Raw genomic sequence first — 10,738 nt, forward strand, 5'->3', positions numbered from 1 at the left:
CTAGTTGCCATCGCCATCCCCCTGCGCAGCGGCACGTCGGAACTCTTCCACCGGATCGAAGCGCCGGTTGTCATCGAACATGATGCTGTTATTGCAGACCGGGCACTTCACGTAAGAGGCGATCACGTCGCTTTTGTTGTGCGTGAATATCGTGCGGCAATGGCAGCACTCGACCTTGTATAGCGGTTCGGGATTCGCTTTGATAATGGTGATGGTCATTCTGGCTTCTCCTGTGCGGCGTCCAGCTGGGCGCGGGCGGCTTCGGACTTCAACGCGCGCAGACCTTCGGCAATCTCGGCCAGCTCGAAGGAGTATTCGCGTTTCGCTTCGGCGTGCGGTCCGGTTCCATATTCCAAGGCGCCGGTATCTGGGTCTTCATACCCATGTTCCCGGTCGAAGTCATCGCGTCTTGTGTCGATCCAACGCGCCGCAGCTTCGATACCCGCATCCCTCTCCCGCTCGGCGTCCTGGGCGGGGGCGTAGCGGTCAAGGATGGCGCGAGCCAGTTTCAGCTTGTCGAGCAAAACGCGTTCGCCATCGACCACGATATATATGCTGTCGCCGAGTTCACCCAGGTATTCGGTAATCTCCGCACCCGTCGGCGCGTCCTGCTGCGCTTTGGGTTCAGCAGGCCGAGTGTTCCACCATTCGGCGGCCTCGCCTTTTGTGCTCTTTTCAGGGCTGCCAGCGTGGCCTTCCGGGCATCCCGCAGTCCACCCTCTGGGCCGAAAATAATTGCCGCCTTGCTGGTAGACGCCGGCCCTACCGCAAAAGGGGCATTTCTTGAGTCGGCTCATTCCGCACCCCCTTCCGGCTTGGCAGCGGCAAGGGCGGCGCGGTCCAGGCGTTCGATCTCGGCCAGGATCAGGGCGCCGGCCTTGACCAAGTTGCGGCGTGGCGTGCTGGGCTTCCACCATGACTTATCCCACGGCCAGTACTGGACGGGATCGCCCGGCGGGTAGGCTTGGGTGAACATGGCATAGCACGCCGCAGCAGCTGCCATCTGTCCGTCTTCGTGGTTGTCGTCTTCGGCTGCGTGCCAACCTTCGACGCTGATCTGCCGCTGGCGCTCGGCGAGCACGTCGCGCGCGGCAGGCGTGAGTTCCGCACTCGCCGCTGCGGACGGCTGGCGAGAGAGGGCCTTGCATACCAGGGTTATGGCTGCTGATTTCCGGCGGCGCGCCTCATTCATTGCGCGCAACTCGTCCCCGATTTGCTCGCCGCCACATCCGTACATGCCCTGGTACACGCAGGCCGCGCCGTAATGGTCGATTGCTTCATCGATAGCCTGAATATCCGCCGCCCGCTCATCGCCCTGCGCATCCGCTTGTTTATCAGATCCCGCCGAATGTGAGATACAACCGGCTTTGTCGCTCACGGATGCAGCGATATTGCCCTGCGCATCTGCCGTTGCGGCGGTGGTGGCCGCAATCTGAATGTCCCATTCCGCACGCGCAGCTTTGAGAGGTACTTTGTACATGTTGCGATACCAGCGGATCCAGTGCCAACCTTGGCCATCTTCATCGCGCAAGGGCGGCTCGGTAGGCTCCGCGCTCTCTGCGGCAGGGGAGGCACGCTCCTGTAGATAGTCTCGCATAGCCAGCCATGACTTGCTATGCAGGGCAGAGCCGACGGGGTGCGCTCCCAGCGTCTTAGCGAGTTCAAGCCCCCTCTGTACCCATTCGTAGTCCGGCTCTGCCCCAGGTGCGGCTTGCTGACTGGGTGCGGGCGGGGCGGCATCGATTATCTTGCTAGCGCGTTCGAATAGCCCGTTCGGAACATAGTCCGCGTCCCGATAATCCATGAACTTTTTCAACAGTTCAACCGCGTCATCCTGCCCCGCTTGCTTCTCAGGCTGCGCGGCAGGGGCGGCGTAGAGCGGTGTCACCCCTCCGCCGTGGCTGTCAGCGTGCATTTGCGCCCGACGATGCGTATAGAACAGACACTTTTGCGTGCCATGCGTCCATAGGTACGCCAACGGCACCGCCCCGGCCTCGCTGGCGGCTGGCGGGACGCGCTGACGCAAGTCGGATGTATCGAGCATGCCCCAATTACAGTTTGGCGTTGGGTTTCCGTTAGTCAGTATGGCTCGTGCGCGGTCCATACGCTCTAGCGCTTCCATCAGCACGGTCTTGTTGTCCATGGTCTTATTCCTTGGGTATGGCGTAGCAAGCAATTTCATCCACCTCGCTGGGGACCGGATCGAAGCCATCAAGCGACAGATGCCACGGACCAGGCGTGCCTGTCTTGAAGCGAGCGGCGGTACGCCACTTGTAGGCGACCGGGCCCGGCGCGGTGATCTCAGCGATCAACTCGGCGCGGGCCTTGCGCCGCTCGTCGGCGAGTAGGCGGCGGACGGTATCAGCGTCGTAGCCATAGACGAGATAAGGGCCGGTCACTTGCCCGCGCACCCATGTTGCGAGCAACAACGGCTCCGGCAGGTCTGGCTTGTCAGCGGGGGTGTTCATGCTGCCTCCGATTTTCTTTGTTCGCGCAGGGCGGCCAGGACTAAGCGGGCCTTGTTCATATCGGCCAGGGCGTGCGAATGCTTTGAATTGATCGCGTTGAACGTCGTCAGGGCCTGCTCGTATTGCTGCTTCGCCTTGATGATCTTGATCGGTAGCGGCTGGCAGTCCTCCAGCCATTTGTTATGCGCCGTCACAGCAGCAGAAGCGGCGGCGCGGTTGAAGCGCTCGTTGTCCGACCAGCATACGTGCCCTGTCGCGCCGTCAATCCATCCCCAGGACGTTCCATCGGTATTCGTGTGCCGATTGGTGGCTGATCGCCACGGACGCTCGTTATGCGGGATGGTGACGCCAGCTACGGTTACTGCCTCGTCCGTGATGGTAATGGGCATGTTGCTCATTTCCCGCCTCCTTGCACTACATCCCCTTGGGCGGCGGTCATGGCGACGTCGCGATTGAGGCGCGCGGCATGCAGTTCGGCATTGATCCAGCCGCCACGCAGAATGTCGTAGCGCTTCACGGTCTTGCCCAGCAGCGTGTCATTGACGTAGGCGTACCGGCTACCGCTCGCCTTGAGCACGACGAATCGTTCCGGCTCCTTCGCATCCTGCCCCTGCGCGGGTTCGGTGCCTAGGGCGAAATTGATGCCAGGTTTCCCCAACGCCATCCAGTGCGTATAAGGCGCTTTTTCTTTCAGCCCATGCGCGCCGGCGATGAGCATGTGCTCGTACCGGTCATGGTGGTTCATCCACGTTCCGTCTTCGAGATAATCGAAGTCGTAGCGCTCAGGATTGGCGGGGTCGGTCGGGTCTTCCCAGTACACGACAACGAGGTTGCCTTCGGAGACCGTCGCGATGTCCTGCCACCCCTGCGCGGGTTGCTGCGGGGGTGGGGCGAGATAGAGCAATGTCCCAGACGGCAAGTCACGGTGCAGCGCGGCATGGCATTTCATTCCGCCGCCCGGCGTGAGCGCTTCCATGGTGAAGACGTGCCCCACGGCCTGCGGCTCGGCCGGCGCGGGTGGGGTGGCATCTATCATCGCTCGGTAGATGGTTCGGCTGTCCTTCCGGTAAGCGTTCGGCAGATATGCCGCTTCCAACATCTCCTGCGTCGGCTCAACCGGAGCCATCTTCCATTGCTGCTCGGGATTGGGGTGGGTCATGCTGCATGCTCCAGTTGCAGGCCCGCGCCATTCAGCGCCGCCATACATGCGGGGTTGATCCAGAGGCATTCGGTGCGCGTCGACGTGCCGCGCGCCGCCGAAATCCGGGCAGTCGTTTCGGCGCGCATCCAACCTGTCAGGGCTTCTTCGTACATGTCGCTGGGGTAGCCGCTCAAAACGACCATGCCGGCGGCGCGCTGCAGAACGTCCAGCAGAGCGTCATGGTCGGCGTCCGTCATTTCGTGGTCGTAATAGCGGCCGTGGCGGGCACCGGCGTACCGGGTACCGTGGACATAGGGCGGGTCAACATAAAGCAGGGTGTCCGGCGCATCATGCTGCTGGATGACCTCGATCGCCGGGCGGTTCTCGATCATTACGCCAGCCAGCCGGCGGCCAATTTGCTCAAGCTGGGACGGATACTTCGCCCAGAGATCCTGGGCGGTCCCGTATTTCCGGCGGGTGTCAATGCGAAAGCCGGTCGTGCCCTTTGTCGCGCCGGCCGATCCGAAGCCCATGGACGCGCGGATGATGGTTCGCCGGGCGCGCTCCACGGCATCGTCTGTTGGCTCGTATGCGCCGTCGAACTCATCCCTGGCGTACGGCGTCAGGACCAGCAATTCGACCAGCCGGGCACGGCGATCGCCGTCACGCAGAACGCGGAACAGGTTCACGATGTCGCCGTCCAGATCGTTGTAGACCTCGGCGTAGGCGCGCGGCTTCTGAATCAGCACGCCGGCCGCGCCGCCGAAGGGTTCGACATAGCAGCGATGCGGCGGGAAGTGCTGGATCACCCAGGGCGCCAGGCGGAACTTGGCGCCGTGGTAACGGATCACGGGTCCGATCTGCACACTCACTCCTCCCACGGCCACGGCTGCGTCTTGCCGGGGCGGTTGTGCTTTTCTTTGCTGCGCTTGGACATAGCTACACCTCCAGCTGGCCCTGCTTCTCGATCGCAGGCGTCACGGTGATATCGATTTCGCCGCCCATGACCTCATACAGACGGCTCACCTGTTCGCCGGTGGGGTTGCACTTCACGCGGAAGCTGTACGCAACGCTGCCGCCTTCCATGACCTCGACGGTGTAGTGGTCGACGTCGACGGTTTCCATCTCGATATCCGACTCGCCGATGCCGAACCCGATCACAACGTCGGCGCCCTTGAGTTCGTGCTTCAAACGCAGGCTACCGATCAGGTCGCCGAAGCGGCGCGCAGTGAATGCTGGTTCCTGACCGGGCAGCGTGCCTTGCGCCTCTTCGGCCTTGTACAGAAGCGCGCGCAGCGTCGGGTGGAATTCGGACAGCAGTTCGTTGCTGTCGGTGAAGGTGATCTTCAGATCCGCGCCGCCCACGTTTTCGTCGCCGTGCTTCTCCGGGCGCACATTCAGGTGGGCGAGCGTGACGGTCTTCTGTTCCAGTTGCATGCTCTATGGCTCCTTGGGGAATAAAAAGCCGCGCCGGCGTGCACGTGTTGGGGGAGGGGAGTCCGGCGCGCCGTGAAAGGGTTAGAACGGTGGGATATTGGGGTTTTTCTCCAGTACGACCTTGCGCAGCACATCCACCTCGCGGTACTCGACTGCATGCACGATGTAGAAGCGCTGGCCGGGGTGTTCCCTTGCAAGCCGCTCTGCTTCTGCGGCAGCAGTCTCGGCCATGTCATGGCGGCACTTCGGGTTATTACCGTGGGGGTTCCAGACGAGCCAGAATTCGTACATGGCGCCTCCTATGCGGCCTTCCGCCGCAGGGTTTCAACCATCGCCTGCAGCTCTGCCTCGAACTGCAGGAGGCCGGGCAGCAGCTTGGTGTTGATGTAGGCGTCGTCGCGGGGGATGCGCTGAACGTACAGGCGCCACTTCTCGCCCTGGCGCGGGTCGTAGGAAATGAAATCCCACCAGGCGCGACCGGTGACCAGCATGTTTCCCTGGACCTGGGGGATGTGGTCCTCGGGCATGCCTTCCAGCCAGGTCTGGATATGGACCGCTTCGTCGTGCGGACACTTCATTTCGATGCCGCCGTCGGTGCTGACCAGGCCATCAGGACTGGCGCCGATGCACTGGTGGACGGGATGCAGCACGAATCCGGATGCCACCACGATGTTGCCCGTATCGATCTCATAGGCTTCCTTGGCCGGATCTTCCAAGTCCCGCCCCCAGGACAGTGACCGGCCGCCGACTTCGTGCCGCGGGATGCCGGCCAAGCGTTCGAACGCCAGCTCATACATGAGGTGGGTGCGCTCGGCTGTCGGCCTGGCAATCTTCGGCTGGCCACGCTTCGGCCCGGACTTGTAAACGCCTTCGCCGGGCGTCATGGCCAGCGCTGCGGCAAAGTTGCTGGCGGTGATCTTGCCCGCGCGCTGTTGCCGCCATTCAGCGCTGCGCTGCTCGATGATGGGCTCCATCATTCGGCCCCTTCGAACGGGTTGTCGTCGCCTTCCACCTGGGAGGCAGGGCCGGCCGTCGCCGCGTCCTGCGCCGGGTTACCGGCCTCGCCTTGCGGCTCCGGGGAGGTATTCGTTTCCGTATCGACAGCGTTGGCGATATCGAACAGGCGGGCATAAGTGTCACGGCCGGCTGCCGCACGCCCATCCTTGCCGATGCGCTGCCAGATCGCATTCAACGTCGCTACGCGCTGTTCGGGCGTGCCCTTGCCGCGGGCGGCGTCTTCCATTTCCTTGACGATGGCATCGCGGTCCACCGCGACTGCCGGCTGGGGCTTGGCCTGCTGGGCGAACTCAGCGGCGGTGCGCGGCGGGGTGATATCGCGCTCAATGGGTACGTGATCCATGGTTTCTTCGGCCATGCTCATGCCTTTCAGCACGTCGGTAAAGGCGTCGCGCAGAGCGAAGGCACGGGCGCGTAGCTGCTTCATGCGCTTCGGCGCGGTCTGCCATGGCCCTTGTTTGCCCTTTAAGCCAGCGGTCTTGGCGTCTTCATCCGAAAACGTGCGCACCGTTTCTGGCTCGCCCCGGCGCTTCGCGCGACAGATGGCGATTCCGTTTTCCTCGGACTCGGTGACGTATTCGCAGAGCGGGGACGAGCGCACCAGAGCGAGCATGGCGTCGCCCCAGAGGTTCGGGCGTCCGTTGATTACCGCGATGTTTTGGATCGCCTGCAAGGGCTTGAGGCCGACCTCCATTCCCCACTGCATAGCGACGAGGCAATTCCCCGGCTTGTCCTTGTAGTCTTTTGGGACCATATCTGAGGACGCGAGGTAATCGGCCAAGCGCAGCGCTTCATCAAGGGAGCGCGGCGAAAGATCGAACGTCTGCGCGACGTTGAACTGGACGGGCTCGTTGGACTGCTGGGTGGTCACTTCGTTGGGCATGCGTATCTCCTGGCCGCAGACTCGGTGCGGCGCTATGTGGTCGGTCAGTGGGAACCGTTGGCGGCAGCCAGGGCTTCGTCGGTCGCCGTGTAGTCGAACTTCTTCATCCAGCCCATGACGTCGCCGACGTTGACGTCGTAGTGGTCAGCGAGGGTCTGGACGATTTCTACGTCGCCGGGTCCGTTCTGGACGAACTGTTCCTGTTCGCGGCGGGCGGCCTCGGCCAGACGTTCTTGTTCGGCCCGCTCACGTTCCAGGCGCTCGGCCTCTTCCTTCTCGCGCTGGGCGCGGGCCTCGGCTTCTTGCGCAGCTACGCGCTTCTCTTCGGCTTCACGTGCGGCCTTGGCTCGGGCCTCTTCCTCCGCGCGGCGCGCCGCAGCCTGCTGCTCTTCGAACTCGCGGCGCTCCCGGTCCAGCTTCTCCTGCTGGGCGCGCAGCGCGGCGGCGGCTTCCTCTTCGCGCTGGCGCGCGGCGGCCGCGGCGGCTTCTTCCTGCCTGCGCTGTTCCGCGCGGGCGGCTTCCTGGCGGGCTGCCTCGGCCTCCGTGGCGGCCTTGAGGGCGGCCTGCTCCTCGGCCAGTTTGGCGCGCTCAGCAGCCATCCGCGCCTCTTCCGCCTCGCGGGCGGCCTTGGCCAGAGCTTCCTGTTCCTTGCGCTCCTGCTCCAGCCGGGCACGCTCGGCTGCCAGGCGGGCCTGCTCTTGCTCCTGCGCCAGCGCGGCGTTGTACAGATCCTCCAGAGTGGCGGAGGTCTGCGCGTGCAGGACGGTCGCCTCGCCGGTGCGGTGCTCGAACAGCTCGGTGGTAATCGGCATGTCGGCGAGCTCGTCGCGCAGCGCCAGGATGTCCGTGGAGGACTTTCCGACCGCCTTGGCTGCGAACTGGCCCAGGGTGTTGATGCGGGCCTGGATCGCCTGCTGGCGTGCCAGCTCGGCGGCTTCCTTCGCAGCCTTGATTTCGTCGCGGCGCTTTTCCTCGGCCTTGATCTGCTCGTCGATCGGGCCTTCGATAGCCTTCACTTCCGTCAGGATGTAGTCGCGTTTTTCGCGCGCCGCGGCCTGCATGGCCAGGATCGGTTTGTTCCAGGATTCATACGCCTCGCTGGCCGCCGTGCGGGTGGTGACGCAGCGCTTGCGGAACTCGCGCGCCGCCTTGTCGCCAGCGGTAGTGGTGACGTCGAAAACAGTCTTGGCGGCTTCATCGCGCAGCGCGGTCAGGCCGGCTTCGATGGGATCAAACGCGGTGAGCGGAGCGGGCTTGTCCAGGATTTCGACCTGGGCCTGGGTTTCGGACATGGTTCTCTCTTCTTCGGGGTGGGAAGGTTATCGGGATGCGTGAATCTCGGCGCGGGCGTCCAGGGTCGGGCCGATGACGCCGGTGGCGATGCACAGGCCCAGGGCGAACACAGCACCGAAGAACAGCGCCTCGCCGTGGATGCGGAGGAAGGTGCGGAGGCGGGTCATGCCGGAACCTCGTTGAAGGTGTCCAGGTATTCGCGCAGGACCGCGGCGGCCTTCTCGGGCGCCAGCGGCAGCGACACGGGCGTACCGTTGACCACCAGCCGGTGCCACACCACGACGGGCTCGTAGGCCGTGTCCGGGGCGCGGCTAACGGGCTGTTCGTCCGTCTCCAGCTCCAGTACGGCCGCCAGATTCAGGCCATAGAAGTCGCTGTTCAGCTCCAAGGGGATGTGGTGGACGGTCATGCGGCACCGCCTTTCGTCATCGCGGCTTTGATACCAGCCAATTGCCGACGCAGAGTTTTGCGGCGCTGAATCACCTGGTGCGCGGCGTAGCAGTGGGGGCATTCCTCAGCTTCGTCCTGTCCGATCTTCAGGTACTGCATGCCGCTGTACTCGTAGTCGCCGGGCTCGGCGGTGTACCAGCCCTTCAGGTGCGTGTCCTGATCGGCCTCGGCACGCTCCGTCGGGACCGTGAACGAACTGCCGGGCGATACCGGCTCCTCTTCGTGCCGAAAGCCTTTGAGGCCTGCGCACAGGTCCAGATGCCTCCCGATTTCCTTCTTGCACGCCTTGATGGCCCGCGTCAGGGCGGAATAGCTCTGGACGAGTTTGATCGCGGATTCGGGGGTCATGACGCGGCTCCGGTGGCCTTGGTGGTGGCGGCCAGTCCGTCGATCAGCTCGTCCAGATCAGAGATCTGCCACTTCGCCCTGAACGCCTGGGCATCGGCGAGCAGCGCTACTTGGCGGGCGCGCCAAGCTGCGGCTTGCTCGTCCAACTTTTTCCATTTGGGATCGTCCGCGCAGCAGCTGCGGTGCTGGGAGACATACGCGTCCGGGGTCGCGTAATAGCGGAACTGCCCCCGCCTGATCTTTCCGTTGCAGACACTGCATCGCATCAAGCCGACCTGAACGCTCGACGCCTCTGCATAGCTGTAGTTACGCAGCTTAGCCATGGCGCGTAGCCCTCCAGTCGTCACGCTCACGGTGCAGCCGCGCGCCTTCGTCGCCGGCCATGGCCAGGACGAAAAGGGCGACGGCGCCGATCAGAATGTGGGTGATGGTCATTTCCGCGCCCCGATCTTGATGTCGTGGCCACGCAGCTGCAGGTCAACCAGCTGTTCGGCGGCGTGGATGGTCGCGGACATGACGTAGAGCGCGAACTTGTCGCCCACGTTGCCGCCTGCGGCGACAGCCTTCCAGGCATCAGCCTTCATCGCGGTCAGGACCGGAACGCCCAGGGCGAAGATGTCGATCGCCTCGCAGGCGAGCTCGGGCCCGGTGCTGTGGCCGCTGACGTACCAGCCGCGTTTAACGGCTTCCTGCAGCTCGTTGATCAGCTGGCCGATCAGGGCTTCGCGGATGCGCGGGGCGGTGTTGTCGGACACGATGGCGCGGCAGTCGATGTGGTGGGCGCGATCAAATTGCATGCGTGTGCTCCTCGATCAACTCTTCGCCCGTGCGCTCGGCCGCCTGGCGCGCAAAGCCGCTGGCGCGCGCCGCCGCCTCCCGGTTGCGCCGGTTGATCTCCAGCCACGCGTCGCGGGCCAGGTTGTAGCCGTCGACCGTGATGTTCGGGTACTTCTCACGGACGCTTTCAGCCCAGGCGGCGAAGGCTTCGCGCTCCTGGTCAAGTTGCTTGGGCATGGGAATTCTCCTTTCCGCTACCAGCCGATCAAGCACAGGCCGACGATGAACAGCACGGCCAGCGGGATCGACCAGTAACGGAGGTTGGTGCGGAGGGCGGGGGACATGGCGATCAGTTGCGAATCAGGACACTGCTGCCCTGGCCGAACGGCTTGAAGCAGCACGAGCACACGGCGATACCGGTGTCGATCTCGTGCTGGATCGCCCGGGCCGTGGCGCGGTAGACGCGGGCTTGTACTTCGGCGGTGTTCGGATGAATCAGGCCCAGAGTGGCGCCGCGCTCAGCTTCATCGGCGAGGTTGTTCCACTGAACGACGGCCGAAGCCTTCTCGGAGATCGTGACTGGCGGATGCGGGACGTTCATGCTGTCCCCAGGCGGCGCGAAGCCGCGTCAGCGATACGCTGATAACGAACGCTCTTGGCGTGCTGATACTGAGCGCCGCGCGCGTTGCCGATGCGATCCAGGTTGACCGCGCCGCGCAGGCAGACCTGGGCGCGGGACGAAAGATCGTCGGCCAGGTTGTGCAGTTGGATCAGACGGTGGGTGCTGAGCATCCTGTTCTCCTTCGCGTCGGGTGACGCGTTGGAGAAACTATAGCAACGCTACATCACTAGATGCAATAGCAATGCTCTAGTTTTTTTGTAACAGGCATGAAAAAGCCGCCTGTAGGCGGCTGAGCGGAGCGG

General features: G+C 63.8%; 20 protein-coding genes. All 20 read right to left on the reverse strand.

The genetic code is table 11. From position 1 onward, the window contains the following. Complete coding sequence (locus tag CAL28_RS10450) at window positions 1-219, reverse strand: hypothetical protein (RefSeq protein WP_094841322.1); 219 nt, start codon at window positions 217-219, stop codon at window positions 1-3. Further along, the gene (locus tag CAL28_RS29470; protein WP_141218164.1) at window positions 216-797 is read right to left on the reverse strand and encodes a hypothetical protein; all 582 of its coding nucleotides are present in this window, start codon (window positions 795-797) and stop codon (window positions 216-218) included. The genes CAL28_RS10450 and CAL28_RS29470 overlap by 4 nt, the downstream gene beginning before the upstream one ends. After that, window positions 794-2,143: a hypothetical protein gene (locus CAL28_RS10460; RefSeq protein ID WP_094841324.1), complete on the reverse strand. Its 1,350-nt coding sequence runs from the start codon at window positions 2,141-2,143 to the stop codon at window positions 794-796. Before CAL28_RS10460 ends, CAL28_RS29470 begins: the two co-directional genes overlap by 4 nt. Before the next feature lie 4 nt (window positions 2,144-2,147). Further along, entirely contained in the window at window positions 2,148-2,468 is a 321-nt protein-coding gene (locus CAL28_RS10465) for a hypothetical protein (protein ID WP_094841325.1), read from the reverse strand. Beyond that, entirely contained in the window at window positions 2,465-2,866 is a 402-nt protein-coding gene (locus CAL28_RS10470; protein ID WP_094841326.1) for a hypothetical protein, read from the reverse strand. Before CAL28_RS10470 ends, CAL28_RS10465 begins: the two co-directional genes overlap by 4 nt. Further along, complete coding sequence (locus CAL28_RS10475) at window positions 2,863-3,627, reverse strand: hypothetical protein (protein WP_094841327.1); 765 nt, start codon at window positions 3,625-3,627, stop codon at window positions 2,863-2,865. The genes CAL28_RS10470 and CAL28_RS10475 overlap by 4 nt, the downstream gene beginning before the upstream one ends. Then, a complete protein-coding gene (locus CAL28_RS10480; protein ID WP_094841328.1) occupies window positions 3,624-4,475 on the reverse strand; it encodes a DNA adenine methylase in 852 nt (283 codons plus the stop codon). The genes CAL28_RS10475 and CAL28_RS10480 overlap by 4 nt, the downstream gene beginning before the upstream one ends. A 73-nt stretch (window positions 4,476-4,548) precedes the next feature. Continuing rightward, window positions 4,549-5,046 (reverse strand): hypothetical protein, encoded by a 498-nt coding sequence (locus tag CAL28_RS10485; RefSeq protein ID WP_094841329.1) that lies wholly within the window; start codon window positions 5,044-5,046, stop codon window positions 4,549-4,551. Between the two features lie 81 nt (window positions 5,047-5,127). After that, entirely contained in the window at window positions 5,128-5,337 is a 210-nt protein-coding gene (locus CAL28_RS10490; protein ID WP_094841330.1) for a hypothetical protein, read from the reverse strand. Between the two features lie 8 nt (window positions 5,338-5,345). Next, a complete protein-coding gene (locus tag CAL28_RS10495; RefSeq protein WP_254926080.1) occupies window positions 5,346-6,023 on the reverse strand; it encodes a lambda exonuclease family protein in 678 nt (225 codons plus the stop codon). After that, window positions 6,020-6,946: a hypothetical protein gene (locus CAL28_RS10500; protein ID WP_094841332.1), complete on the reverse strand. Its 927-nt coding sequence runs from the start codon at window positions 6,944-6,946 to the stop codon at window positions 6,020-6,022. Before CAL28_RS10500 ends, CAL28_RS10495 begins: the two co-directional genes overlap by 4 nt. 44 nt (window positions 6,947-6,990) lie before the next feature. Then, entirely contained in the window at window positions 6,991-8,238 is a 1,248-nt protein-coding gene (locus tag CAL28_RS10505) for a hypothetical protein (protein WP_094841333.1), read from the reverse strand. A 27-nt stretch (window positions 8,239-8,265) separates the two neighbouring features. Next, on the reverse strand, window positions 8,266-8,406 hold the full coding sequence (locus tag CAL28_RS29720) for a hypothetical protein (protein WP_176463952.1): 141 nt from the start codon (window positions 8,404-8,406) through the stop codon (window positions 8,266-8,268). Next, complete coding sequence (locus CAL28_RS10510) at window positions 8,403-8,648, reverse strand: hypothetical protein (protein ID WP_094841334.1); 246 nt, start codon at window positions 8,646-8,648, stop codon at window positions 8,403-8,405. Before CAL28_RS10510 ends, CAL28_RS29720 begins: the two co-directional genes overlap by 4 nt. Further along, the gene (locus CAL28_RS10515; RefSeq protein WP_094841335.1) at window positions 8,645-9,037 is read right to left on the reverse strand and encodes a hypothetical protein; all 393 of its coding nucleotides are present in this window, start codon (window positions 9,035-9,037) and stop codon (window positions 8,645-8,647) included. Before CAL28_RS10515 ends, CAL28_RS10510 begins: the two co-directional genes overlap by 4 nt. Further along, window positions 9,034-9,360, reverse strand: coding sequence for a hypothetical protein (locus CAL28_RS10520; protein WP_094841336.1), 327 nt, complete (start codon window positions 9,358-9,360; stop codon window positions 9,034-9,036). The genes CAL28_RS10515 and CAL28_RS10520 overlap by 4 nt, the downstream gene beginning before the upstream one ends. 108 nt (window positions 9,361-9,468) lie before the next feature. After that, window positions 9,469-9,834, reverse strand: a complete 366-nt coding sequence (locus tag CAL28_RS10525) for a hypothetical protein (protein WP_094841337.1) — start codon at window positions 9,832-9,834, stop codon at window positions 9,469-9,471. Then, window positions 9,824-10,051 (reverse strand): hypothetical protein, encoded by a 228-nt coding sequence (locus CAL28_RS10530; protein ID WP_094841338.1) that lies wholly within the window; start codon window positions 10,049-10,051, stop codon window positions 9,824-9,826. The genes CAL28_RS10525 and CAL28_RS10530 overlap by 11 nt, the downstream gene beginning before the upstream one ends. A 112-nt stretch (window positions 10,052-10,163) precedes the next feature. Next, window positions 10,164-10,415, reverse strand: a complete 252-nt coding sequence (locus CAL28_RS10535; protein WP_094841339.1) for a hypothetical protein — start codon at window positions 10,413-10,415, stop codon at window positions 10,164-10,166. Then, window positions 10,412-10,606, reverse strand: a complete 195-nt coding sequence (locus CAL28_RS10540; RefSeq protein ID WP_094841340.1) for a hypothetical protein — start codon at window positions 10,604-10,606, stop codon at window positions 10,412-10,414. Before CAL28_RS10540 ends, CAL28_RS10535 begins: the two co-directional genes overlap by 4 nt. Window positions 10,607-10,738 lie beyond the last annotated feature (132 nt).

The sequence above is a fragment of the Bordetella genomosp. 11 genome, from assembly GCF_002261215.1.
Taxonomy (GTDB): Bacteria; Pseudomonadota; Gammaproteobacteria; order Burkholderiales; family Burkholderiaceae_B; genus Bordetella_C.